This is a genomic window from Hamadaea sp., from assembly GCF_013362815.1.
Taxonomy (GTDB): Bacteria; Actinomycetota; Actinomycetes; order Mycobacteriales; family Micromonosporaceae; genus Hamadaea.
This window is the reverse complement of sequence record NZ_JABFVK010000104.1, coordinates 32,887-56,844: the sequence shown is the minus strand read 5'-3', so window position 1 is coordinate 56,844 and position 23,958 is coordinate 32,887. Positions and strand designations below refer to the sequence as shown.

Genomic DNA, 23,958 nt, shown 5'->3' with positions numbered 1-23,958 from the left:
GCACGATATTACACGGCCGCCGGTCAACGGCGAAATCGGGTATGGCTAGTTCAACGACGGGTCGGACGGGTAGTGGGCGACCGCCGCGAGCAGGCCGCCTTGGCGTCGCCAGACCATGCCCCAGAGATCATCCGGGCGGGCGGAGAAGGCGTCCGAGGGCAGCGACTGGCATACGTGCCAGGATCCGGTCGCTATCTCCCCCTCCAGCTGGCCGGGCTCCCAGCCGGCGTACCCGGCGAAGACGCGGACGGTCTCGAGCCGCTCGCGCATGCCGGCCGGGTCGCGGGAGAGGTCGACGGTGCCGATCTGACCGACCACGCGGCTGAAGCCGAGAAACCCGGCGACCCCGGAGCGGGCGCGGGCCACGCAGATCGCCGAGTCGGGCTGGACCGGGCCGCCTTCGAAGAGGACCGCCGGGTCCGGGGTGAGGCTCTCCCAGCCAGGGAGGACTTCGCGGACCGAGGTGCCGGTCGCGCGGTTGAGGACGACGCCGAGCGCCCCGGACTGTTCGTGGCCGAGGACGAGGACGACACTGCGCTCGAAGTTGGGGTCGCGCAAGCTGGGCGTAGCGACCAGCAAGTGACCCGTCAGCTCCATGCGCTCCACGCCCGATGTCATGGCTTGCACCATATCCGTCCGCCCCGGTTGCGGATAAGGTCTGCTCCATGAGCCGGAGCGCAGACCTCGCAGTGATCGGCGGATCAGGACTATATGCACTGCTCGCCGACGCCGTCGAGCAGAAAGTCGACACTCCTTACGGCGACCCGTCCGATGTGATCACGATCGCAGACGTAGGTGGCCGGAGCGTCGCTTTCCTGCCGCGTCATGGCCGCGATCACCGCCTGCCGCCGCATCGGATCAACTACCGGGCCAACCTGTGGGCGCTGCGGTCGCTCGGCGTACGCCAGATCCTGGCTCCCTGTGCGGTCGGCGGGCTCCGGCCGGAGTTGGGTCCGGGCACGTTCGTCCTGCCGGACCAGGTGGTCGACCGCACGGCGTCGCGCGTACGCACCTTCTATGACGTCGGCGCGGTGCACGTGAACTATGCCGATCCCTACTGCCCGGCCGGGCGGGCGGCGGTTCTGCGTACGGCGGCGGAACGGGAGCACGCGATCGTCGACGGCGGGACGATGTTCGTGATCGAGGGACCGCGGTTCTCCAGCCGGGCCGAGTCGCGTACCTACACCGCTGCCGGTGGCAGTGTGATCAACATGACCGGCGAGCCGGAGGCGACGCTGGCCCGGGAACTGGGCCTCTGCTACACCTCGATCGCGCTCGTGACCGATCTGGATGCCGGCGTCGAGGGCGATCACGGCGTCACGCAGGAGGAAGTCTTCCGGGTCTTCCGGGAGAACACCGAGCGGTTGCGAGACCTGCTGCTCGCGACGCTCGCGCAGCTGCCGGCGGAGCGCACGTGCCCGTGCCCGTCCACCTTGGACGGGTTGGCACTGCCGTTCGAGCTGCCCTAGCCGGGTTCTCCCAGGTCGGTGCAGTAGGCCTCGTAGAGCAGGTTGGCGCCGCGTTGGCGATGCGAGCTGACGTCTTCGACGATGTCGCGGGCCCACTCACGAACGCGGTCGACGTCCGTCGGCTCGGCCGAAGGCGACGCGTCCAGCGCGGCGAGGATCGCTCGATGGTCTTCGACCAGCGCCTGTACGCCTGGCGCCAGCCGTGGCGCGTCCCGCAGCACTTTCGCGTACGCACCGCCGGGACCTTCGGTGTCGCGTACGTGGGCGAGCAGTTCTTCGCGAAGGGCCTGTACTCCGGCCGCGACCCGATGGGTCCAGCCGTCCCCGGCGGGTGGCATCGCCACCGACTTGGCCAGGCCTCGAACGGCGAGTGGAAGTTCGTATGACATTCGCAAGCACCTCCCCGGAAACAGCGGGGCTGGAACTTCGATGGTCCCGCGCTCCAGCCGCGCTGTCCAGGGTTCGAGCAGGCCATAACAGAGTTGATCATGAACTTTCGGGCACGACACGCCGGACGGTCGGGACCCTAGGTTCATGATCAACGCACAGAGGGGGTTAGGAGGTGTAGCCCAGGGGGCCGCTGATCGCTTGGCCGACGGCGGTCTCGGCGGCCGCTGGCACCCCGGCGCCGACCACGTACACCGTGTCGATCGACCCGGACGTCTTCACCAGCCACTGCGAAGTCGCATCGTCCACACCGGACGCCGTGGCCAGCACCAGCTGACCGTCGAACGAGTGGGCGAGCGCGACCGCGATCGCCACCTCGACCGGCGAGGCGGGGTCGGCCAACACCGCGAGGCGCGGGCTGGCCGCCAGCGCGGCGAGCACGCTGCTGAGGTCGCCGTCGGGTGCGACCGGAGTGACCTCGATCTTGGCCGACTTGCCCGGCCAGCCACCGGCCAGTGCCTTCTGCGCCGCCGCTCCGACGACGTATACGTGCGCGCCTTCGTAGATCGACTGCAGGGCCGCCTTGCCGGCGTCGGTCAGCGTCTCACCATCGGTGAGGATGAGGCCACCCGCGCGACCCGCGCCGGCGACCGTGGCGGCCAGCTTCGCGTCCTTGCCGTCCACGACGAACACGTCGTCGATGTATCGGGTCACCTTGGCGGCGGAGGCGGCGACCGCGTACTGGTCGGCACCGGTGACCCGCTCGACCTGGTAGCCCGCCTTCTTGAGGGCCTGCTGGGTCGCCGCCGACAAGGCGTCCTCCCCGCCGACCAGGTACACCGTCGGGCCGTTCCCGTAGGACTTGTCGATCGTGCCGAAGAGCCGCTTCAGCTCCGCCTCCACCGGGGCGTCCAGACTCGGACCCGAGGTCATCAGCATCGGACCGTGCGCGGCCCAGGCCAGCTGAGCGGCGACGAGGGCGTACTCCGGTTTCGCGGCGGAGGTCAGGACGACGCCGTTCGCCGGTTCCTGGGCCTCGGACGGCATGTACTTCTTGACGGCCGGATACCGCAGCTTCGAGGCCGCGATCGCGGTGGCCACCGGGTCCGCGCCGGTCACTCGCGTCACCTTGTCGCGGGCTACCGGCAGGTACGCGGCCGCGCCCGGGGTCGAGGACACCTCTTGCTTGTCACCACCGGCCGCGGCCACGCTCTCGATTCCAGTCGAGGTCGAGTACGCCACGCGCTGGCCGTCCGCGGACCAGACGAGATGGCTCGGCGACATAGCTCCGGTGGTGACCGGGTGGGACTTGATCGTCTTCTTGTAGCCGAACTCCACTGTGGCCACGGCGACCTGGCCGTCCTTGCCGACGTACGCGACCTGCTTGCCGTCGGGCGAAAGTGCCGGATCCGTCCCGGCGGCGATCTTCACCCCGTACGGCTCACGCTGGTTGACGTCGATGACCCAGACGTCGCTGCCCTTCGAGGTCTTCGCCACGAACGCCACTTCGGCGGTCTCGCCGACGAGGTCGGCGCTGATCACGGCGTTGGCCTGGGAGGCACCCGTCTCGGGCAGATCCGGGCCGAGGTAGGCCTGGGTCACCGTCTCCTTCGAGTACGCCACGACCGCCCCGTTCGCGCCGGCCTGCATCAGCCGGGACACGCCCTTGCCGTCGGTCTCGGTGAACACGACCCGGTAGCCGAACCACGTCGGCTCCGATCGCGTGGTGCCCGCCTTCGCGCTGGTGAGCACGGCCCGGGCCGAACCGTCGGGGCGGCTGGTGGAGATGTTGCCGTCACCGTCGACGTAGGCGATCCGGCTGCCGTCGGGCGACCAGGCGGCGTCCTTGACCGTCGTCGGGAAGGTGACCTTGCGGTCGCCGATCCGGACGACAGCGGTGCCGTCGGAGATGAGCACCGCGCCGGCGGCGATGGCCGGGGCCGCCGAGGCGCTGGGGTCGGCCGACGGGTCCTTCTTCTCGCCACAGGCGGCCAGCACGGCCACCGAGGCGATGAGGACCGCAGCGGTGGCGGCACGTTGACGAGTGAGCAGAGTACGCATGGAGTCTCCTGGCTGAGGGGGCACCGCATCCGGATTTCGAGTCGGCAGATGCCGAGCGGAACGGTATCAGCGACCGTCCAGATAGGTGGTGAAGCGGCGGGTCGCCGATTCCTCGTCACACAGGAGGTACTCAGGGCATTCGGCCGTTGCCGGGGTCGACTGCGATATTGCCGACACCAGCCGCGGCAACTGTTCCTCGCCGGTGTCGTGCGGGAGGAACTCGACGACGTCGGCGAACCGGAACATCATCACCTCGGCGTACCGGAACTCCATGGCGGCGAAGCCGACGACCGCCCCACCGGCGCCACGACGTTCGCCGCGCGCCATGCCCGCCTGGGAACCCGTCTGCTGCCGGCGTGCGGTCGGCTCGGCGAGATAGGGGCAGACCACGGCGGCGTACAGCATGCAGTCCCGGTGTCCGGGAGCCTCCACAGTGGCCGCCTCGTTCCGGTACGCCTGACCGGCCGCCATCGCGGTCGCGATGGCCTCCGCCTCCGCCCCGCCGACGACTCGCCAGACCGGTCCGGCCGCCATCGGCGTACCACAGATGGAACAACGCCGTTCGACCGCGCAGAGATAGCTGCGCGCGGTGCCGGTGGCCGCGAAGCGTGGACGGCCCTCGGACCAGGGCGTGATCGCGAGAACCGGATAGCCGCGATCGTCGCGGGGCCGAGCCGCGACGGCGGCGGGCATGGGGACGTCAGCCGGGCGCACTCGCCGTTCCTACCGGCCGTCGGCGGGTGACGTCAAGCTCGGGCCGGGCAGACCAGGAGACCGGGCGGCGCCGGCACGCGAGCCTCGTCCGAACAGTCGAACTTGGCCGCCAGCAGCGCCCGGACCTGCGGGGACGATCCCGCGACGCGGAACCACACGGGATTGATCAGCACGTAGCGCGCAGTCGTGTCCTCGGTCAAGCAGCGCAGGTTGTCGGCGTAGCTGGGATAGTCGCGAACCGCGGGCAGGTAGGCGCCGCGTTGCAGCCACTGCGGCGAGGGGTAACGGCAGGCCGTCGGATTCTCGAGCCGGTACGCGAGATTGCCGAAGGTCAGATACAGCACCGGAGTGTCCGCACCGATCTGGGAACGGAGATCCTCCACGGTGGTCTTCGGATACCCGTAGAAGATCCGGACAGTCGCGTTGTAGCCGGTGAACGCGTACCCGCTGGCCGGGAGGGCAGCCGGAAGCATCGCGATGACCACCCCGGCGGTGCCCGCCGCTGTCGTCCACCAGCGAGTTCGATCCGTGTTCTGGCCGGAGCGTCGGGTGACGAACCAGAGCACCACCGCCAAGACGACCGCCACCGCCAGGTACGCCTTGCTGACCAACCCGAGGTGGCTCGCCCGCCAGGCGTACGGCTGGCGCAGCAGGATCTGGCTCGCGACGGCCACCGCCACCAGGCCGATGCCGAGCGGCAACCGGGCACGCCGGTCGGCTCCGAACGCAGCCCCCCAGACTCCGGCCGCGAGCACGGGAAGCACTGCGAAGTGGTACATGAACCACTCGCCCTGGGCGTACGCCGACGAGACGGACAGCCCGGCGATCACGATCGCCAACGCGTACCACCGGAGTTTGCGGCGAGCCAGCACCACGACCGCGGCCGGGGCGAGGACGACGATCGGGCTCAAGATCATGACGTCGTACATCGCCATCCGGAACTTCCGGAAGTCGGCCAGGTTGGGCGCGTGGTGGATCGGCGAGTTGTGCACCAACGCCGCCTGATCGGCGAACCAGGTCCACTCCCAGGGCAGGAACTGCTTCGTCAGTACGTACCAGAGGCCGGTGAAGCCGACCGCGGCCACCGCGGTCCAGACCGCCCGGCGCAGGCACAGCACCGCGATCAAAAGCACCGCGATCGCTGCGATCGGGGCGGTCGCCAGCTTCACGGCGAGAGTCAGGAACGTGGCGAACCCGCCGAGCACTGCGCCGAGCCACAGCCGCTTCGGCGCGAGAGCCGCCCCGACCGCCAGTACGCCGGCCAGCGCGGCGACCCAGTCAGGCTGCAGGAAATGCCAAGGCGGCGAGACGATCAGCGCCGCCGTAGTCGCGAGAGCGCCGACCGACGCGATCGACGGCCGACAGAACCGGCGCAGGCCGAGGAAGAGCGCGACCCCGATCAGCACGATGACGAGATCGGTCTCCAACCGGACGATCGCGTTCTTCGCCGCCCAAGAGCCGGTGCCGGGGAAGAGTTCCCGGAGACCGTCGAGGCCGCCCACGAACAGCCGGTACGCGATCGGCCGCGCGACGAAGACGTCCCAGACGCTCACGCCGCCCCGGCCCGCCGCTTCGATCCCGCCCAAGGCGTACTGGACGTCACCGTTGAGCGGCAGCCACAGGGTCATCAGCAGGACCGGGAAGAGCACCGCGGCGGGCAGCCAGCGTGCCACTACCCGGTTCGCGGGCCGATCCGACTGGGCAGCGGTACTCGCGCCTGCCTGAGCAGGGTCACTGAGCGTCACGTCTGAGAAACTCCGTCTAGCGGTAATCGGGAACCCGACGTCACGGTAAGTTAGCCGCCTCGCTGTTTCCTGAGCGTTACCTACCAGTTGACGCAATCAGAGTATTATTACCGATTTGGGCGGTGTGACGGGGATAACGGGATGACTTCCGAGCGCGCAGACGTTAACCTTGACGAAGTCGCCCACCCGGGCGGCGCCCTCACTGGGGGTGACAGGTTTCGACCGCGTACGTTGCGGCAGGAGAAGCGAGCCGAGGAAGTCGACGCCGTCTCGTTAATCGACGTCGAAAACCTATAAGCGCCAAGGTTAATCGCGCTGACCTCGCTCTCGCCGCCTGAGGCGAGTAGCAGGTCTGTCGGTCTAGGGACGCCTACGCCCTAGTTCACCGGCATCAGTTAGTAGGCTGGCCAATCCGGTCCTGTCGCGGGGCTGGGGCGGCGAGATCAATCGCGACTGGGCCCGTCACACCGACTCGCTCGCGTGATCGGTGGGGCCGAGAGAGACACAGCGAGCTGCGCTCGGAGAAGCCCTGCCAAGGCGGCGAGGGACCGGGGTTCGATTCCCCGCACCTCCACTTGGCGAAGGCCCCGGACCACCCGGTCCGGGGCCTTTCTCGTGCCCGCACTCCCGATTGGGCACCGAATCAGGGATCTGGGTCGTATTCCTGCCAAGATTCGACCGAGAACCCTGATCCAGCGGCCGAAGGGGCGGCCAGCGCGCAGGAGCGAAAAGGCAGCGGGGTTCAGGCCTTGGTGCAGGTGACGCCGTCGACGGTGCAGCCGGTGACTCCCCCGCTGCCGATGCCGAGCAGCGCACCGCCGCTGAACGTCACGATGAAGGCGACGTCACTGCCGGAGTTCACGACCTTGCTTCCGTCCTTCGGCGTGATCGTGACCTGCCCGCCCGACTTCGAGACCTGCACCGAGCCCGAGTTCGAGTCCACGGTCGCACCGGACGGCACGGTCAGGACGACGGTCCAGCCACTGTGGGGTGACGTGCCCGGATTATGCACGGTCACCGTCACCGCGACCTTGTAGCCGAGGAGTCCGGTGGAGCTCTGCGTGGCGTACTCGGCGGTGAGAGCGGGCTGCACCGGCGGGGTGCCGCTGGTCGACGTCTCGACGGTCGGCGATCCAGACGGGCTCGCCGAGACGCCCGGCGTGCCGGTGGTGCTCGGCGCGACCGTGCCCGCCCCGGTGGGAGCACCGCTGGGCAGCACGAACGGCGACTGCGCGGGCAGGTTGATTCCGGGCTCGTGAGTGGCCACCGGATAAGCGTCGGACGGTGCGTCCACATGCACCGGACGGGTGAGCCACAGCCAGCCCACGGTCACCACGATCAACGCCACGGTCACCGTGATCGCCGCTGCGCGTACCCGTTCCTGAAGCGGAAACGCGGTCGCGAGCCGCCCCGCGAAACCGTGCGGCGGCGCGGTCGTGGCGAGACTGTCCTCGTCGACGGGCGTGGGCGCGTGACCAACCCCGGCCATGACCGAAGGGTCGCTGAGCGCCCACGGATCGGACGGGTCGCTCAGGTCGTCGCGCGGCGCGGCGGAGGGCAGCTCGTTCTCGACCCCCACCGCCGCGACCACCGGTTGCTGCACGCGCTGGCGCGGGATCACGCGGGGCTCGCCCGTCACGGCGCGGTCCAGGACCGCGGGCAGTTCTTCCCCGAAGAGCTGCTGGTACGCACGACGCAGTTCCCGCCGCCGGAGCGTTCCGTTCACCCCGAGAAAGCCGGTCTGGCTGACCCGCAACCGGGTTCCGCCGGTGAGCTCCTCAAGCTCCCAGCGCACCTCGACGTGCAGTTGGTCGCCGCGCCACCGCATGACCAGCAGCCGCTCGGGCCCGACCGAGACGACCTCGATGTCGAACGGCCCGGTGAAGCCGGGAATGCCGCTTGGGAAGGCGCGGCCGACCGCGCCGGGCAGCGCCTCGAGATCGGTCTGCATGAACCAGGTGGCGAGTACGCGGCGATCGGTCAGCGCCCGCCACACTCGGTGCGGCGGGTGCGGGAGATCCACATCAACGCTTATCTCGCTCACGAGGTGAAATATATTCCGTCTTCGGTCGGCGTCGCTGTCCGGCATTCGCCGGATGTGCTGTCACGTCAGCGAGCAGGGGAACTGCTTTCCGTCGATGGCGCAGGTGACCGGAAGGCCGAGGTCGGCACCGCGTGTCCGGTACGCGACGAAGCCGAAGTCTATCGACTGACCGGCCGCCAGGGGTTGATCGGCGGTGAACGTCATCGTGGTTCCGGTCCTCGTGTCCACCTTGGCGTTCCAAGGCTGGTCGATCACGACGGCAGCCGAGTAGACGATCTTCACCTGCCAGCCGGCGGCCACCGCTGTCTTGTTGGTGACCGCGAAATGGACGACGAACCCATCCTGCCACACCCGCGAGTCGAACACCCGGGCGGAGATTCCGCTGGTGATCGACTCCGTCGACGGGCTGGGCGAGACCGACGGGCTCGGGCTGGCCGACCGGCTCCGCGTCGGGCGGGGGCCGGCCGAACTCGGACTGGACGACGGGACGACGGTCGGCGACGGCAGAACCGTCGGCTCGAAACTGACCGAGAGGTCGATCGGTCCCGGCGACTCGGAGCTCCACGGGTAGACGAGCGGGTCACCCCCGTCGCTGTGGCCCCCGGCCAGCGCCCAGCCCCCGACGACCAGCACCAGCGTCAGGGCGACACCACCCGCACCGACCAGCAGCGGGCTGACCGTACGCCCGCCCCTACGCACGCCGCGGCCGGTGTCGGAGCGGAGTTCCTCGCCGGTGTCGACGCCGATGTCCAAACCGACGTCCTGGTCGGCCGGGACGACCGCCGGCAGCACCACCGTCGGGTCCGCCGCGGCGAACTCGTCGTCGTCACGCCGGTGCCTAGCCACTGCGCACGTCCTCCCAAGGCCGAGGGGATCAAACCTCAGCGGAGATTACCGTCTGCACGCGCCGAGAACCCTTGCCCGGTCGGCTATTCGATTCCCTTGTTCCGGCGGCCCAGGGACCGCTGGATCTCCCGGTTGGCGTCCCGGGTGGCGATGTCCTGCCGCTTGTCGTAGGACTTCTTACCGCGTGCGAGGCCGAGCTCCACCTTGGCCCAGCCGTCGGAGAAGTAGAGGCTGAGCGGGATCAGCGTCAGGCCCGACTCGGTCAGCTTGCCGAGCAGCTTCTGGATCTCGGTGCGGTGCATCAGCAGCTTGCGCGTACGCCGAGGGTCGTGGTTGGTCCACGTGCCCTGGGTGTACTCCGGGATGTGCAGCTGATGCAGGTAGATCTCCCCGTCGCGTTCCTGGCCGAACGCGTCGACCAGCGACGCCCGGCCCATCCTCAGCGACTTGACCTCGGTGCCGGTCAGCACGATCCCGGCCTCGTAGGTTTCGAGGATGGCATAGTCGTGGCGGGCCTTGCGGTTCGTCGCTACGACCTTGCGGCCCTTCTCCCGTGGCACGGCTGCTCATCCTCCTGCTGCTTCATCAACCGTGCGAGTCTACTCGGGCGCTAGCAGAGACACCCAGGCAAATACGGGAGCGGGTTCACCGGGCGGCCGTCGAGGCGTACCTCGAAGTGCAGATGGTTGCCGGTGGAGGCGCCGGTGGTGCCCACCCGGCCGATCAGCTGCCCCTGGCGTACGCGCTGCCCGTCGCGTACGAGGATCCGGGACTGGTGGCCGTAACAGGTGCTCATCGACTTGCCACGCGACTGGCCATGGCGGATGCACGTGTAGTTGCCGTAGCCCCCGGCCCAACCGGCGTAGGAGACCACCCCGTCGGCGGCCGCGTAGATCGGCGTACCGCCGTCGGCGGCCAGGTCGACCCCGGCATGCAGCTGCCAGACGTGGTAGTACGGGTCGTACCGCATACCGAAGTCACTGGACTTCCAGGCGTTGCGGACGGGGATGATCAGCCCGGCTCCCGGACGTAGGACCGGCCCCTTGTTCTGCTGAGCCGCCTCCCACGAGCGCAGCTTGGCAGCGATTCGGTCGGACTCCTCCTGCTGCTCGCGGTACTGCCGCAGGACCGCGTCCTTCTCCGAGTCGGCGACGTCGCTGGCGGCCTTCCGCTCGGCGACCAGCCGCACCAGGTCGGCCTGGGCGGCGGCCGCCTCCTGCTGGGCCGCCTGGGCCTCGGTCAGCCGGTCGTGGGCGAGCTGCTCGGCGTCGGCCGCCGCTCGCCGGGACAGCTCGGCGGCGTTGGCGGCGGATCGGGCTGCCAGCCGGGCCGCCCGCGCCTGCACGATCGCGGCCTGCTCGTGATCGGCGATCCGTTCGAGGTAGCCGACCCGTTCGATCATCTGCTCAGGTGACCGGACTTCCAGCAGCATGTTGAACTCGGCCACCGCGCTGCCGGTGTACGCCGCCACCGCGAACGCGCTCAGCCGCTGCCGCGCGGCCGCGACGGCCTGCGTCTTCGTCTGGACCACCGATTCGGCCGCCTGATGCGCCGCAGCGGCCTCGGCGGCCTTCCGTTCGGCGGTCTGGGCCTGCACCGTCGCAGCCGTCACGGTTCCCTTGGCCACGGCGATCCGGTCTTCTGCCGCCGGCAGGGCCGCGACAGCCGCCTGATACCGGGCGACCGCGTCGGCGGCACGCTGGGTGGCGCCTTCCAACGCAGCCCCGGTCCGCTTCAGCTCGGCCTGGATCCGGTTGTAGTCACCGCGCGGGTCGTCCGGTCGCGCGTACGCGGACGGCATGCCCGTCAGCAGCGTGACTGCCAGGGCCACGAACGCGATGACCGGTCGCTGAAACCGGTTGCGGCGTCGCATATCGGCAGCTTACCGATATACGACGCCGCAGCGGCGAAATACCCCTAAAAGGGAGCTACTTCTTGATGTACGCCCGAAGTGTGACCCAGCCGGTAGTCGCGCTGATCGCGGCACCGATGGCGGCCAGGACCGGGAGCATCAGCAGCACTGTGCCCCACTTGATCGGAGTGATGATCTCTTGGAGGCTCTTGAGTGATCCGTCCATGAGGAAGACCTTGCCGCAGACGAGCAGCAAGAAGGCGATCACGGAGCCGAGGACCGCGGCGAAGACCGCCTCGAGCACGAACGGCGCTTGGATGAACCAGTTCGACGCGCCCACAAGCTTCATGACGGCGACTTCTCGCCGTTTGCTGTACGCCGCGACCTGGATCGTGTTCGCCACCAGCAACAGCGCCGCGATACCCATGACGATCGAGACGATCAGGGACATGTTCTGGATCGAGCCGATGATCCCGAAGATCTTCTCCAGCAGCTTCTTCTGGTCGACCACCTGTTTTATGCCGACTATCGGCTGGTCGGCCCCGCTTGCCGTGGTGTTGGTGGTCGTATCCGTCCCAGTACCGGTGGATGCCCCCGGCGAAGCGCTCGCCGAGGCGGACGGCGACGGGGTGGTCTCCGCGTCGGCCTGGTCCAGCCCGGCCGCCGCCTCGAGCGCCGTCGCGAACTGGGCGGACTTCTCGGGGTCCTTGAGAGTGACCCGGAACGACGCCGGCAGCGACGTGGGCTCCACCGACTTGACCAGGTCGGGCAGATCCTTGAACTGCTCCTTGAAGCGGTTGTACGCCGTCTCCTGGTCCTCGTAGAAGACCTTCTCGACGGCCGGGTCCTGCTCCAGCCGGGCCTTCAGATCGGACCGCTGCTGGTCGGTGATCTCCGGCGTGAGGAAGACCGAGACCTGGACACGGGCGTAGTACCAGTCCTTCATCTCGCCGACCTGCCAGTACAGCATCAGGCTGGCACCGAGCATGGTCAGCGAGACCGCCATCGTGATGATCATGGCGATCGTCATCGTCACGTTGCGCCACAGACCGACGAAGACCTCGGTCAGGACGTATTTCGCGCGCATCGGGGATATTCCTCCGCGAGGTAGGGGGTTCGGATCGGTCTGGGAGGTCAGGCTCAGCCGTAGACGCCTCGGGCCTGGTCTCGAACGATCCGGCCGCCCTCGATCTCGATCACTCGGCGGCGCATCTGGTTCACGATGTTGGAGTCGTGGGTCACCATGACGACGGTGGTCCCGGTCCGGTTGATGCGATCGAGCAGACGCATGATCTCGATCGACGTGTCCGGGTCCAGGTTACCGGTCGGCTCGTCGGCGAGCAGGATCAGCGGGCGGTTGACGAACGCCCGCGCCACCGCGACGCGCTGCTGCTCACCACCGGACAGCTCATGGGGGTACCGGTGCTCCTTGCCGCCCAGGCCGACGAGCTCCAGCACCTCGGGCACTACGCGCCGGGCGACGGCCTTCGACTTGCCGATCACCTCGAGGGCGAACGCGACGTTCTCGTACGCCGTGCGGTTGGGCAGCAGCCGGAAGTCCTGGAACACACAGCCGATGGAACGACGGAACTTGGAGATGCCCCAGCCCCGGATGGAGGTCACATCCTTGTTGTTCACGTAGACCTTGCCCCGGTTCGGGGCGATCTCGTGGAGCAACATCTTGATGATGGAGGACTTGCCTGAGCCGGACGGACCGATGAAGAAGACGAACTCGCCCTTCTCGATCGAGACCGACACATCGTCCAGTGAGGGCCGGGACGCCTTCGGATAGGTCTTGGTCACATGCTCGAGCCGAATCACGGGACGAGAGTCTAGCCGGTCCTGCTCGGCTGTGAACCGCCGCGGCCACCCAGCCGAGGACAAACCTTCACCCTTTCGAACAGAACTAGCTGTCCGATCAGCTGGAGGCGGACTCCATTTGCTGCTGTTTGCGCCATCGGATGCCCGCCTCGATGAATTCGTCGAGGTCACCGTCGAACACCGCGGTCGGGTTGCCCGTCTCCTGCTCCGTCCGCAGGTCCTTGACCAGCTGGTAGGGGTGCAGGACGTAGTTGCGCATCTGGTCGCCCCAGGAGCCGGCCGCATCGGTCTTCAGCCCCTGCAGCTTGGCCTGCTCCTCCTGGCGCTTGCGTTCGAGCAACCGGGCCTGGAGTACGCGCAGCGCCGCCGCCTTGTTCTGGAGCTGCGACTTCTCGTTCTGACAGGTGACGACGATCCCGGTCGGGATGTGCGTGATGCGTACGGCCGAGTCGGTGGTGTTGACCGACTGGCCACCCGGGCCGGAGGACCGGTAGACGTCGATCCGCATCTCGTTCTCGGGGATGTCGATGTGGTCGGTCTGCTCCACGACCGGCAGCACCTCGACGCCGGCGAAGCTGGTCTGCCGACGGCCCTGGTTGTCGAACGGGCTGATTCGGACCAGCCGGTGCGTGCCGGATTCGACACTGAGCGTGCCGTACGCGTACGGCGCCTTGACGGCGAAGGTGGCCGATTTCAGGCCGGCCTCTTCGGCGTACGAGGTGTCGTAGACCTCGGTCGGATAGCCGTGGCGCTCGGACCATCGCAGATACATCCGCAGAAGCATCTCGGCGAAGTCGGCCGCGTCGACGCCGCCCGCGCCGGCCCGGATGTTGACCAGGGCCTCCCGGGAGTCGTACTCCCCGGACAGCAGGGTCCGGACCTCGATCTCCTCGATCGCCTTGCCGAGCCCGGCCAGCTCGGTGCCGACCTCGGCGATCGCCGACGGGTCGGCCTCGGCCTCGGCCAGCTCCAGCAGCACCTGGGCGTCGTCGAGCCGGCGGCGCAGGCCTTCGATCCGGGAGATCTCGCTGTTGACATAGGAGAGCTGTGACGTCACCTGCTGCGCCTTGGCCTGGTCGTCCCACAGGTCCGGGGCGGACGCCTGCTCCTCCAGCCCGGCCTTGTCGCGGCGCAGCCGGTCGAGGTCCAGGACCTTCTCGACATTGCGCAGCGTGGCATCGAGCTGCTTGAACTGATCGGCGTAATCGGCGACTGTCACGTCAAACAAGACTACGCGGACCCGCAATCAGAAATACCTCGGTGTGGGCAGTCCGCAACCGCCCACACCGAATTAATCATGTCTACCTGGTCTTACCGGGTCGAATCCCTACTTCGAGGGCGCCGTCTTCAACCAGGCGAGAGCGGCCTTGTGATAGGCGACGGCGAAGTCCAGCGCAGCGGCGCCGTACTCGTCCCCCTCCTTCTTCGCCTCCTTGGCCTGTTCCCTGGCCGTGGCCAGAGCCTCGTTGTGGTACTCGTTCGCGCCCGCGACCAGCTCCTTGAGCTGACCCGCGGTGTGCTGCGAACCGAAGGCCACCCGCAGAGCGGTGGGGTTGCGCAGCAGATCGCGCCCGGGCGGCTCGGCGAGCCAGCGGGTGAACGCCCGCTTGCCGGCTGCGGTGATCGCGTAGGGCTGGCTGGCCCGGGGACCGGGCTTGCCCAGCTTGACGTAGCCCAGCTCGGCCAGCGCGGGCAGCTCGCGATAGACCTGGCTGCGCGTCATCGACCAGTATGCGCCGAGGCGCCGGTCCGCGGCGGCCATGAGCTGGCCGCCTGTCATGGGTCCCTCATGCAGCAGGCCGAGAACGGCTGCTGCGGTTGCGTTGATTCCTGCTTCCGCCATGCCTCTACGCTGCCACTTTGTCGGTCCTCTGTCCACTATTTCCGCTCATTCCACTGTGCACTGTCTTGCGGAGACAGTCCAGGACGGACCAGACGTCCGGACGATCCGCTTGTCACGGTGTCCGATTTATCCTCTTGACGGTGTCATCCTGCTCGTTTACTCTGCCGCTATAGTTAGTCAGTTTGCCTAACAGTTCGAACCTACTAGGATCGCGCACGACAGGCGGTGAACACGCGTGCCGCTGCGCGAGGCGAGAGCGAGGGAGCGGGAGATGCTGCGCCACCAGCCGCGGACCGAGTCTGCGGGAAGACTGGCCGGTTCCTCGAAGCTCCTGCGCGCCATGAACGAGAGCGCCACCCTCGCCCATCTGCTCGATCGGGGCACTCTGACCCGAGGTGACCTGCGCGAGCTCACCGGCCTGTCCAAGCCGACCACCTCCGACGTCCTCCGCCGGCTCACCGACGCCGGTCTGGCCATCGTGGTGGGTCACACCCGGGGCGGTCCAGGCCCCAACGCCGAGATCTACGCGGCGAACCCGGCGGCGGCGTACGCGGTGGCCGTCTCCGTCAAAGAGACGACCGACCTGGCCCGCCCGGAGTTCACCGCAGCTCTGGTCGACCTCGTGGGCACAGTGCACGCCCGCGTACGCGATCGGGTGGATCTGGTGAAAGTGGATCCACTGGTCGCGATCGAGGAGATCGTCGGCCGGCTGATCGCCCTCGCCGGGCTGGACCGGACCGGCGTCTCGCACGTCCACCTCGGAGTGCCCGGTTCCTACGACGCCTCCGGCGGGGTGATCCGGCACATCGACATCGCCGGGTTCGACCGAGTGGGCCTGATCGCTCAGCTCAGCGAGCGACTCGGCGCATCGGTCGCGGTGGAGAACGACGTCAACCTGGCCGCCATCGCCGAACGCGGCCGCGGAGTGGCCGCCGGGCTGGCCCGCGACCGCGCCGACGCGGAGCCGGCGAGCAGCTTCGCACTGCTCTGGTTCGGCGAAGGTCTCGGTCTGGCCATCGATCTCGGGGGCAGCCTGCTCCGGGGTGCCCGGGGCGGGGCCGGCGAGATCGGTTACGTCCCGGTCGGCCTGCCCGGCCAGGGTCCACGGGACATGCAGGAGCTCGTCGGCGGTCCCGCCGTCGTCGAGCTGGCGGCGGCGTACGGGCTGACCGCGTCCGGGGCGGCCGCCGCCGTCACGGCCGCTGTGGACGCCCGGTCCGCCGACGCCGAGAAGTTCCTCGACGAGCTGGCCTGTCGCATGGGCCAGTGCGTCGGCGCGGTGGCCGGCGTACTCGATCCCCCGTTGATCGTGCTCGCCGGCGAGGTCGCCCAGGCGGGCGGCGAAGAACTGGCGCGTCGGGTCCGCGCCGCCATCTCCAGCACCATCCCCCTCGACATCACCATCGCGGTCACCGGCATCGCCGACGACGCGGTGCTGCTCGGCGCCGTCGACGCCGGGCTGCGTACCGTGCGGGACTCGCTGATCGACGCACTGCGCGCCAACGTTCCAGTCGGCTGACCGGCCGACCGCCCCAGCACCTCACACCCATCCGGCGAGGCCATCGGCCGCCGCCGCGTTCCCCCATACCTTCTTCAGGTCTCTTCCGAGAGGAGCACCTTCGATGCGTCGTACCCGGATTCTGGCCGGGCTCGCGGTTCTGCTGGCCGTCACCGCGGCCTGCACGCCGGCGCCCGAACCGAAGCCGATCGCCACCCCGGGCGTCGAGCCGTCCGGCGAGGTCGAGCTCTGGCACTTCTTCACCGAACGCGAGGCCAAGGCGATCGACGGGATCATCGCCGACTTCCAGGCGAAGTACCCGAAGGTCAAGGTGACCGTCAAGGGCGGCCAGGACGACAGCAAGGTGGTCCAGGCGATCGGCGCCGGGACCGGCCCGGACGTGGCGATCAGCTACTCCACCGACATCGTCGGCAAGTTCTGCGCCACGGGCGGCTGGGTCGATCTGAACCCCTACGTCCAACGAGACGGCGTCGACCTCAAGGTGATGCCCGAGGTCGTGCGGTCCTACACCGAGTTCCGCGGCAAGCGTTGCGCGATGCCGTTCCTGGCCGACGCGTACGGCTTCTACTACAACAAGAAGATGCTCGCCGACGCGGGCATCGCGAACCCGCCCAAGACGCTCGACGAACTCACCGAGGCCGCGAAGAAGCTGACGGTACGCAAGCCGGACGGCACCATCGAACGAGCGGGATTCCTGCCGCTGTTCGGGTTCTACGAGAACTCGCCGTCGCACCTCGGCCCGATGGTCGGGGCGCAGTGGCTCAAGCCGGACGGCACCTCCGCCATCGGCAGCGACCCACAATGGCAGGCCCTGCTCAAATGGCAGAAGGATCTCGTCGACTGGTACGGCTACGACAAGCTGGAGAAGTTCCGGGCGAGCCTCGGCGACGAGTGGTCGGCCGACAACGCCTTCCAGAAGGGCCAGATCGCGATGGCCGTCGACGGTGAATGGCGGCAGGCCTTCCTGAAGGACCAGGCCCCGAACGTCGAGTACGGCGTCAGCCCGCTGCCGACCGCCGACGCGAGCCGCTACGGCTCCGGTTACATCTCCGGCAACGTCATCGGCGTCTCGCGTACGGCGAAGAACCCGGAAGCCGCCTGGGCGCTGGTCAAGTACCTCACTCTCGATCAGAGTGCGCAGGTCAAGCTCAGCAACGGCATTCGCAACGTCCCGACCCTGACCTCTGCGCTGACCGCGTCCGACCTTCAGGTCGACGACAACTTCAAGGTCTTCCTGAGCATCTTCGCCCATCCCCAGAGCAGTACTACTCCGCCGAGCGCGGTCGGGCCGGCGTACCAGGAGACCTTCGGGACCTTCGTCGACGCGTACCAGTCGGGTCAGAAGAAGGACCTCACGGCCGGTCTGTCTGAAGTGGACAAGCAGATCAACGACGTCATCAAGCTGGCCGGTTGACGATGGCAACGGTCACTCTGACGGAGGGCCGCGACACCGCGGCCCTCCGGCGGGGTGCGCGCGGGTCGCGCCGCCCCCGCCTGGTCGTGCTCACCTTCATCGGACCGGCGTTGCTGGGACTCATCGTCTTCCTCGGCTATCCGCTGGTCGCCGCGGTGTACTTCTCGTTCACCCGGTTCACCCTGATCAACCCGCCGGAGTGGGTGGGGCTCGACAACTGGCGGCACCTGGCCCAGGACCCCCTGGTCGGCGTCGCCGCCAAGAACACGTTGTGGCTCACCGCCGTCATGGTCCCGGCGCGCATCATCGGTGCCCTGCTCACGGCGATGCTGCTCAACGCGATGAAGCGATCGCGGAGTGCGTACCGCACGCTGTTCTATCTGCCCGCGCTCGCGCCGCCGGTGACCGCGACGATCGCCTTCGTCCTGCTCTTGAAGCCGCAGACCGGGCCGGTCGACACGATGCTGCGGTGGCTGGGCATCGACGGGCCGTTGTGGTTCAACGATCCGGCGTGGGCCAAGCCGGCGCTGGTCCTGCTGAGCCTGTGGGCGATCGGCGACCTGATGATCATCTTCGTGGCGGCCCTGCTGGACGTGCCGGTGGACCTCTACGAGGCGGCCTCGCTGGACGGCGCGAACGCCTGGCAGAAGTTCCGGTTCGTCACGCTGCCGACGATTCAGCCCGTCCTGGTCTTCGCAACCATCACCGGCATCATCGGTTGCGCGCAGTACTTCACGCAGGCCGCGGTCGCCGCGAGCGTCGCCTCCAACCAGGTGACGGGCGGTGGCGGCGTCTCGGGCACGTTCGGCTATCCGCAGAACTCCATGCTCACCTATCCGATGTGGCTCTACACCGAGGGCTTCCGTTACAACCTCTTCGGGTACGCCAACGTCCTGGCCCTGTTGCTCTTCGTCGTCTCGATGAGCATCACGGTCATCCTCATCCGCCGGTTCAAGGCCTTCACTGGGAGCGACCGATGAACCGAGCGCTCATCTTCGTCGCCCGGCACAGCGTGGCCATCGCGTTGTCGGCGATGTTCCTCGCGCCGGTGCTGTTCCTGGCCCTCACCTCGATGATGACCAGCAACCAGACCTTCACGTCCGACTTGTGGCCGCATACCTGGCATCCGGAGAACTACGCGGAGGTGTTCTCGAAGACGCCGCTGCTGAAGTACCTCGGGAACACGGCGATGTATGCCGGGCTCGCCACCGGGGCGATGCTGCTGTCCAGCGTGCCGGCGGCGTACGCGTTGGCGAAGCTGCGCTGGCGCGGCCGCAACCTGATGATGACCCTGATCATCTGCATGATGATGCTGCCGCCGCAGGTGACCACGGTCCCGGTGTACATGCTCTGGGCCAACGGGCATCTGACCGGCACGTTGTGGCCGCTGATCCTGCCGATGCTGCTGGGCGACGCCTTCTCCATCTTCCTGTTGCGGCAGTTCCTCGTGACGATCCCGGACGAGTACCTGGACGCCGCCCGGATCGACGGGTGCGGCGAGTGGCGAACCCTGCTGAAGGTGGTGCTACCCATGGCCCGGCCGGGTATCGCCGCCGCCGCGATGTTCCAGTTCTTCTACGCCTGGAACGACTACTACGGCCCGTTGCTCTACACCAACGAGAACGAGGAGAACTGGACCATCTCGCTGGCGCTGGCGTCGTTCCGGACGCTGCACCACGTGGAATGGCACCTCGTCAGCGCCGCCACTCTCATCACGATGGTTCCGGTCATCGTGCTGTTCTTCTTCGCGCAGAAGGCGTTCGTGCAAGGCGTGACGCTCACCGGAGTGAAAGGTTGACATGAAGATCGCAGTGGTCGGCGGAGGATCGACCTATACCCCCGAGCTGGTGGACGGGGTGGCCCGGATCGGGCTGCCCGTCACCGAGCTGGCGCTGATCGATCCGGCCGCGGACCGGCTCGGGGTGGTGGGCGCGTTCGCGGCGCGCATCTTCGCCCACCGGGGTCACCCGGGCCGGGTGACGTGGACGAGCGACCCGGTCGCCGGGCTCAGCGACGCCGACGCGGTGCTCATCCAGCTCCGCGTCGGCGGTCAGGCCGCCCGGACCAGCGACGAGACGTTTCCGCTGGAGTGCGGCTGTGTCGGGCAGGAGACCACGGGCGCGGGCGGGCTCGCCAAGGCACTGCGTACCGTGCCGGTCGTGCTCGACGTGGCCGACCAGGCTCGGCGGCTGGCCAAGCCCGGCGCGTGGATCGTCAACTTCACCAACCCGGTGGGCATCATGACCCGGGTGCTGCTGGACGCCGGCCACCGCGCGGTGGGCCTGTGCAACGTCGCCATCGGCCTCCAGCGCCGGATCGCCGCCCACTACTCCGTGGACCCCGACGGCGTACGCCTGGACCACGTCGGGCTGAATCATCTGACCTGGGAACGGGCCGTCCACGTCGACGGGGTCGACGTGCTGCCCGGGATGCTGGACGAAAAGCTGGACGTCGAATTTCCCACCGAGGTGATCAGGGCACAGCGCGCCATTCCCTCGTACTACCTGCGGTACTTCTACCACCACGACGAAGAGGTGGCCAAAGAACGGGGTGCGCAGACCCGAGGTCAGGCGGTCGCCGAGATCGAACGTGAGCTGCTCGCGATGTACGCCGACACCACCCTCGTGACGAAGCCGGAGCTGCTCGCCAAACGGGGTGGCGCGTTCTACTCCGAGGCGGCGCTCGGGCTGCTGCAGTCGCTGCACGGCGTACCGGGGTTCCACTCGGTCAACGTGCGCAACCGGGGAACACTGCCGTTCCTGCCGGACGACGCCGTCGTCGAGGTGACCGCGCCGGTGACGGCGGACGGCCCGGCTCCCGAGCCGCGCGGCTGGCTGGAACCGTCCCAGCGCGGGCTGATCTCGCACGTCAGCGCGTACGAGGAGCTGGCGGTCGAAGCAGCCGTCCATGGTGGACGGGATCGGGTCTACCACGCGCTGCTGGCTCATCCGCTCGTCGGCCAGCACGACCTCGCCGAAGGGCTCACCGATCGGCTGCTCGCGGCCAATCGCGCGCACCTGCCGTGGATCGACCGGTGAGCGCGCCGCTCATCGTCGCGATCGACGGCGGCAACTCCAAGACCGACGTGGTCCTCGCCGACGGCCACGGCGCCGTGCTGGCGGCGGTACGCGGGCCGTCCTCATCGCCGCACAACATCGGCGTACCGGGGACGATCGCGCTGCTGGGCGACCTGATCCAGCAGGTACGCAAAGAGGCCGGGCTCGGCTCTGAGGTTCCGCTCGATCGGGCGGAGGTCTACCTCGCCGGGGCCGACCTGCCCGTCGAGGTGGCGACGCTGATGACGGCAGTCGGTGAAGCGGGCTGGGCCGCCCAGCACCGAGTCGACAACGACCTGTTCGCACTGCTGCGAGCGGGCACCGACAATCCGGACGCCATCGCGGTGGTCTGCGGGGCCGGCATCAACTGCCTGGGGCGGACGGCGGCCGGGGCGTACGCCCGGTTTCCGGCGTTGGGCGTCGTGACCGGTGACTGGGGCGGTGGTCACCACCTCGCGCAGCTCGCCCTCTGGCACGCCGTACGCGGTGAGGACGGCCGCGGCCCGGGCACCTCGCTCGTCGAGGCCATCGCCGGGCACTTCGGTCTGCCCACAGTGGAGGAAGTCGGGATCGCCCTGCACTTCGGCGACATTCCCGGCGATCGGCTGACCGAGCTGGCCCCGATCCTTTTCGAGGTGGCCGCCGCCGGTGACGGGGTCGCCACCGGCGTGGTGCAGCGACAGGCCGACGAGATCGTGGCGCTCGCCTCGGTCGCGGCGGGCCGGCTCGGTCTACGCAACCGGCCGGTGGACGTCGTCCTCGGCGGCGGCGTCCTCCGAGCTCGCCACCCGATGTTGCACGAGGCGATCCTCGCCGGGCTGGCCGGCGACGTGCCCCAAGCCAACCCGGTCGTATTGGACGCTCCCCCGGTCACCGGAGCAGTCCTACTGGGGCTGGACGCCTTGGCTGCGACCGACTCGGCGAAGGCGGCGGCCCGTCACTCCATCCTGAACAGCCGCTCCAGGTAGTCGATCTCCGCGAGATCGTCCGCCTGCGGGCGGCGACCCTGATGGCGGTGGCCCTCGACGGAGCCGGTGGACGGTTGCGTCAACAGCCGCTCCGCCAGCTCCTCCGGGTCGGCCAGACTCCAGCTCACCATCTCCGGGAGTTCCAACGCCGAGGCCGCGAGACGTTCGGGGGTCGCCGCTCGGCGTACGGGTCGGCGGCTCACCATCACCTCGCCGTGATCGCCCTCCTCCACCGGGGCGAACCCGGCCTCACGCAACCGCCGCAGGGTCTCCTCGGCGGCAGCAGACGAGATCAGCACGCCTTCGGCGGGTTGCCACAGACCCAGGTCCCGCAGCCGGCTCGTCGCCGCTACTTCGGCCAGCAGCGCGTCGTCGGACGACCGGATGACGCAGCCCGCCGCGCGTACGCGGACTGCGCCGTGCTGCCGGGCCAGGTCGCTGATCAGATACCGCAACGGTTGTGGCAGCTCGCCGGACTGGGAGACTTCCGTGAGCGCCTTCTCCAGTTCCTCCGGGCTCATCCCACCGTCCAGCGCCCTTCGCACCGATCCGGCGCTGAAGCGCCAGACCGACGCCGCGCCCCGGCCTTCCCGCTCAGCGGTGGAGTCCAGCAGATCGACCAAGGCAGCGGACGGGCTGCCCGGCACCACCACCGTCAGGTCGGCCTGGAAGATTCCGGCCGCCGTGGCCGGGCTCAGCAGATGTTCGGCGGCGATCCGGACGGGACAGTCGGGTTCGGCGGTGGCCAGCACGGCCAGCCCCACCGTCGTGGGCGCATTGTGGGCCACCAACCCGAGCAGTTCGGCCTCCGACCAGAGCGACTCCAGTACGCCGTCGGCGAGATCGGTCGAGAGCACCGGGGCGAACCACCGCACGGCCTCGGCCAGATCGGCGAAGTCGGACAGTCCACGGGGTTCGCCCGCCGACCCGACCAGCGTCTGCCCGGCGACCCCGAGGACCGTCAACCGCAACGCGGGCAACGGACCACCGGCGAAATAGGACAGTGGCGGCTCCTGCCGGCCTTCCGGGGGCACCCAGGTCGGCAAGGCGCCCGCGGCCAGCCAGGCATGGACGATCCGGTCGGCCTGCTCGGCCGGGGGCAGCCGCCGGAACGTGTCGAACTCCTCGGTCACCAGCACGGCGGCTTCGGCGGCGTCCATCGCCAGGACCAGGCCCAACTCGCCGGCGATCTCCAGCCACAGCCGGGCCTGCTGCTCCGGGACCTCCAGCCGCTTGGCGAGCCGCCGGATCTCGCGTACGCCGACGCCGCCCGCCTTGAGCAGTGCCACCGGCTGCTGATCGCAGGCTGCGACGATGCCGACGACGCGGTCGACCGCGGCGGTCAACGCGGCGGCGGCCGACCGCTCGGCCAGCCCACTCGGAATCTCCACAGTCGACACCGGCGGCGGCTCGGCCGAGAACGGCGCCTGATAATCGTGCCCGCGCAGGGCCAGCCCCACCTCGGACGGCATCTGCATCGCGTATCCCCAGCCGTGGAGGCGGGTCAGCAGTCCCCGTTCCTCCGCCCAGATCACCTCGTTGGCCGCCGTGGCGTACGCGTCGAGCAGCACGCCGAAGGGCGGGTGCACACCCCGGACGGCGATGCCCTCCAGCAGCATCCGCGTCGTCTCGGGAGCCTGCGCGACGAGGCCCCGGACACGGTCGGCGTCGGCGAAGAAGTCCAGCAACGACGCCATCGTGTCGGCCCGCGTACGCCGGGCGGACGGCAGCCCGAGGGCGTGGGCGATGGCGGTCAACTGCGGTGCGGTCAACGGATGCAGAACCTCGGCGGCGGGCGGGCCGAGCCGCAACGGTTCCCGGAAGACGAGCCGCAGATCAGCCGGGGCCAGCAGCATGCCCCCACAGGGCACCAGTACGCCGATCTGCTCGAGTCGCCCGAGCGCCAGGTCCAGCCCGGCGTCGTGCTCGGCGAGGCCGAGCAGCGCGGCCAGGCGATCCCGCCCGACGGGCGCCGGTCCCAGCACTGCGGCCGCCTCAGCCACCTGCAACACCGGCGTCGGCATCCCGGCCAACGCCTCGCTCGCCGACTCGGGTTCGGCCAGCCGGCCGGCCAGCTCCGTCAGCGAGGCGACGGCGCCGGACGGGTCGAGCCCGAGCAGGCCGGGCCGCCCACGGAGCAGTCCGGCCAGCCGGTCGCGGTCCATCTCCGTCAGCCAGTGCAGCAGAACGTCATCGGTCACGCCGCCCACTTTCACGGC

General features: G+C 69.0%; 21 protein-coding genes and 1 other RNA gene. 8 read left to right on the top strand and 14 right to left on the bottom strand.

The genetic code is table 11. The features are described from left to right. Positions 1-45 precede the first annotated feature (45 nt). Positions 46-618 (bottom strand): YqgE/AlgH family protein, encoded by a 573-nt coding sequence (locus HOV77_RS32845; protein ID WP_290869678.1) that lies wholly within the window; start codon positions 616-618, stop codon positions 46-48. Between the two features lie 47 nt (positions 619-665). Between HOV77_RS32845 and HOV77_RS32840 the strand changes: the two genes are divergently transcribed. After that, complete coding sequence (locus HOV77_RS32840) at positions 666-1,469, top strand: S-methyl-5'-thioadenosine phosphorylase (RefSeq protein WP_290869676.1); 804 nt, start codon at positions 666-668, stop codon at positions 1,467-1,469. On the opposite strand, the gene HOV77_RS32835 is transcribed toward HOV77_RS32840, so the two are convergent. From HOV77_RS32835 to HOV77_RS32820, 4 genes are all read right to left on the bottom strand, one after another. Further along, positions 1,466-1,858: a hypothetical protein gene (locus HOV77_RS32835; protein ID WP_290869674.1), complete on the bottom strand. Its 393-nt coding sequence runs from the start codon at positions 1,856-1,858 to the stop codon at positions 1,466-1,468. The two genes, HOV77_RS32840 and HOV77_RS32835, sit on opposite strands and share 4 nt — an antisense overlap. Positions 1,859-2,024: 166 nt before the next feature. Next, complete coding sequence (locus HOV77_RS32830) at positions 2,025-3,917, bottom strand: cell wall-binding repeat-containing protein (RefSeq protein ID WP_290869672.1); 1,893 nt, start codon at positions 3,915-3,917, stop codon at positions 2,025-2,027. A gap of 66 nt (positions 3,918-3,983) precedes the next feature. After that, complete coding sequence (locus HOV77_RS32825) at positions 3,984-4,631, bottom strand: hypothetical protein (protein WP_290869670.1); 648 nt, start codon at positions 4,629-4,631, stop codon at positions 3,984-3,986. A gap of 32 nt (positions 4,632-4,663) precedes the next feature. Then, positions 4,664-6,304 (bottom strand): hypothetical protein, encoded by a 1,641-nt coding sequence (locus HOV77_RS32820; RefSeq protein WP_290869668.1) that lies wholly within the window; start codon positions 6,302-6,304, stop codon positions 4,664-4,666. A gap of 276 nt (positions 6,305-6,580) precedes the next feature. Here HOV77_RS32820 and ssrA point away from each other — a divergent pair. Beyond that, positions 6,581-6,953, top strand: a transfer-messenger RNA (tmRNA) gene (ssrA, locus tag HOV77_RS32815). A 165-nt stretch (positions 6,954-7,118) separates the two neighbouring features. Here the strand turns inward: ssrA and HOV77_RS32810 are convergent. From HOV77_RS32810 to HOV77_RS32775, 8 genes are all read right to left on the bottom strand, one after another. Then, positions 7,119-8,420 (bottom strand): SRPBCC domain-containing protein, encoded by a 1,302-nt coding sequence (locus tag HOV77_RS32810; protein ID WP_290869665.1) that lies wholly within the window; start codon positions 8,418-8,420, stop codon positions 7,119-7,121. A 60-nt stretch (positions 8,421-8,480) separates the two neighbouring features. Then, the gene (locus HOV77_RS32805) at positions 8,481-9,266 is read right to left on the bottom strand and encodes a cellulose binding domain-containing protein (RefSeq protein WP_290869662.1); all 786 of its coding nucleotides are present in this window, start codon (positions 9,264-9,266) and stop codon (positions 8,481-8,483) included. An 83-nt stretch (positions 9,267-9,349) separates the two neighbouring features. Continuing rightward, complete coding sequence (gene smpB / locus HOV77_RS32800) at positions 9,350-9,826, bottom strand: SsrA-binding protein SmpB (RefSeq protein ID WP_290869659.1); 477 nt, start codon at positions 9,824-9,826, stop codon at positions 9,350-9,352. Between the two features lie 50 nt (positions 9,827-9,876). Next, the gene (locus tag HOV77_RS32795; RefSeq protein WP_290869656.1) at positions 9,877-11,139 is read right to left on the bottom strand and encodes a M23 family metallopeptidase; all 1,263 of its coding nucleotides are present in this window, start codon (positions 11,137-11,139) and stop codon (positions 9,877-9,879) included. Between the two features lie 55 nt (positions 11,140-11,194). Further along, a complete protein-coding gene (locus HOV77_RS32790) occupies positions 11,195-12,205 on the bottom strand; it encodes a permease-like cell division protein FtsX (RefSeq protein ID WP_290869653.1) in 1,011 nt (336 codons plus the stop codon). Between the two features lie 53 nt (positions 12,206-12,258). After that, complete coding sequence (ftsE, locus tag HOV77_RS32785) at positions 12,259-12,939, bottom strand: cell division ATP-binding protein FtsE (RefSeq protein ID WP_290869650.1); 681 nt, start codon at positions 12,937-12,939, stop codon at positions 12,259-12,261. Positions 12,940-13,036: 97 nt separating this feature from the next. Next, positions 13,037-14,158 carry a peptide chain release factor 2 gene (gene prfB, locus HOV77_RS32780; RefSeq protein WP_290869647.1) on the bottom strand — a complete coding sequence of 374 codons (1,122 nt, stop codon included), beginning with the start codon at positions 14,156-14,158 and terminating at the stop codon, positions 13,037-13,039. Between the two features lie 108 nt (positions 14,159-14,266). Then, a complete protein-coding gene (locus tag HOV77_RS32775) occupies positions 14,267-14,782 on the bottom strand; it encodes a PadR family transcriptional regulator (protein ID WP_290869644.1) in 516 nt (171 codons plus the stop codon). Positions 14,783-15,053: 271 nt separating this feature from the next. On the opposite strand from HOV77_RS32775, the gene HOV77_RS32770 reads away from it, so the two are divergent. The 6 genes from HOV77_RS32770 (at position 15,054) to HOV77_RS32745 (ending at position 21,739) form a co-directional block, all read left to right on the top strand. Beyond that, the gene (locus tag HOV77_RS32770; protein WP_290869641.1) at positions 15,054-16,301 is read left to right on the top strand and encodes an ROK family transcriptional regulator; all 1,248 of its coding nucleotides are present in this window, start codon (positions 15,054-15,056) and stop codon (positions 16,299-16,301) included. A gap of 103 nt (positions 16,302-16,404) precedes the next feature. After that, complete coding sequence (locus tag HOV77_RS32765) at positions 16,405-17,715, top strand: ABC transporter substrate-binding protein (RefSeq protein WP_290869638.1); 1,311 nt, start codon at positions 16,405-16,407, stop codon at positions 17,713-17,715. Between the two features lie 2 nt (positions 17,716-17,717). Next, positions 17,718-18,695 carry a sugar ABC transporter permease gene (locus HOV77_RS32760; protein ID WP_290869635.1) on the top strand — a complete coding sequence of 326 codons (978 nt, stop codon included), beginning with the start codon at positions 17,718-17,720 and terminating at the stop codon, positions 18,693-18,695. Further along, positions 18,692-19,513 carry a carbohydrate ABC transporter permease gene (locus tag HOV77_RS32755; protein WP_290869632.1) on the top strand — a complete coding sequence of 274 codons (822 nt, stop codon included), beginning with the start codon at positions 18,692-18,694 and terminating at the stop codon, positions 19,511-19,513. Before HOV77_RS32760 ends, HOV77_RS32755 begins: the two co-directional genes overlap by 4 nt. A 1-nt stretch (position 19,514) precedes the next feature. Continuing rightward, complete coding sequence (locus HOV77_RS32750; RefSeq protein WP_290869629.1) at positions 19,515-20,753, top strand: 6-phospho-beta-glucosidase; 1,239 nt, start codon at positions 19,515-19,517, stop codon at positions 20,751-20,753. Next, on the top strand, positions 20,750-21,739 hold the full coding sequence (locus tag HOV77_RS32745; protein ID WP_290869626.1) for a BadF/BadG/BcrA/BcrD ATPase family protein: 990 nt from the start codon (positions 20,750-20,752) through the stop codon (positions 21,737-21,739). The genes HOV77_RS32750 and HOV77_RS32745 overlap by 4 nt, the downstream gene beginning before the upstream one ends. On the opposite strand, the gene HOV77_RS32740 is transcribed toward HOV77_RS32745, so the two are convergent. Continuing rightward, positions 21,709-23,940, bottom strand: a complete 2,232-nt coding sequence (locus HOV77_RS32740; protein WP_290869623.1) for a helicase-associated domain-containing protein — start codon at positions 23,938-23,940, stop codon at positions 21,709-21,711. The two genes, HOV77_RS32745 and HOV77_RS32740, sit on opposite strands and share 31 nt — an antisense overlap. Positions 23,941-23,958 lie beyond the last annotated feature (18 nt).

Excerpts from the sequence above, each read along its gene's own strand:
- HOV77_RS32845 (WP_290869678.1), bottom strand. The coding sequence starts at position 618 with ATGACATCGGGCGTGGAGCGCATGGAGCTGACGGGTCACTTGCTGGTC.
- HOV77_RS32840 (WP_290869676.1), top strand. The coding sequence starts at position 666 with ATGAGCCGGAGCGCAGACCTCGCAGTGATCGGCGGATCAGGACTATAT.
- HOV77_RS32835 (WP_290869674.1), bottom strand. The coding sequence starts at position 1,858 with ATGTCATACGAACTTCCACTCGCCGTTCGAGGCCTGGCCAAGTCGGTG.
- HOV77_RS32830 (WP_290869672.1), bottom strand. The coding sequence starts at position 3,917 with ATGCGTACTCTGCTCACTCGTCAACGTGCCGCCACCGCTGCGGTCCTC.
- HOV77_RS32795 (WP_290869656.1), bottom strand. The coding sequence starts at position 11,139 with ATGCGACGCCGCAACCGGTTTCAGCGACCGGTCATCGCGTTCGTGGCC.
- HOV77_RS32790 (WP_290869653.1), bottom strand. The coding sequence starts at position 12,205 with ATGCGCGCGAAATACGTCCTGACCGAGGTCTTCGTCGGTCTGTGGCGC.
- HOV77_RS32775 (WP_290869644.1), bottom strand. The coding sequence starts at position 14,782 with ATGGCGGAAGCAGGAATCAACGCAACCGCAGCAGCCGTTCTCGGCCTG.
- HOV77_RS32770 (WP_290869641.1), top strand. The coding sequence starts at position 15,054 with ATGCTGCGCCACCAGCCGCGGACCGAGTCTGCGGGAAGACTGGCCGGT.
- HOV77_RS32765 (WP_290869638.1), top strand. The coding sequence starts at position 16,405 with ATGCGTCGTACCCGGATTCTGGCCGGGCTCGCGGTTCTGCTGGCCGTC.
- HOV77_RS32760 (WP_290869635.1), top strand. The coding sequence starts at position 17,718 with ATGGCAACGGTCACTCTGACGGAGGGCCGCGACACCGCGGCCCTCCGG.
- HOV77_RS32755 (WP_290869632.1), top strand. The coding sequence starts at position 18,692 with ATGAACCGAGCGCTCATCTTCGTCGCCCGGCACAGCGTGGCCATCGCG.
- HOV77_RS32750 (WP_290869629.1), top strand. The coding sequence starts at position 19,515 with ATGAAGATCGCAGTGGTCGGCGGAGGATCGACCTATACCCCCGAGCTG.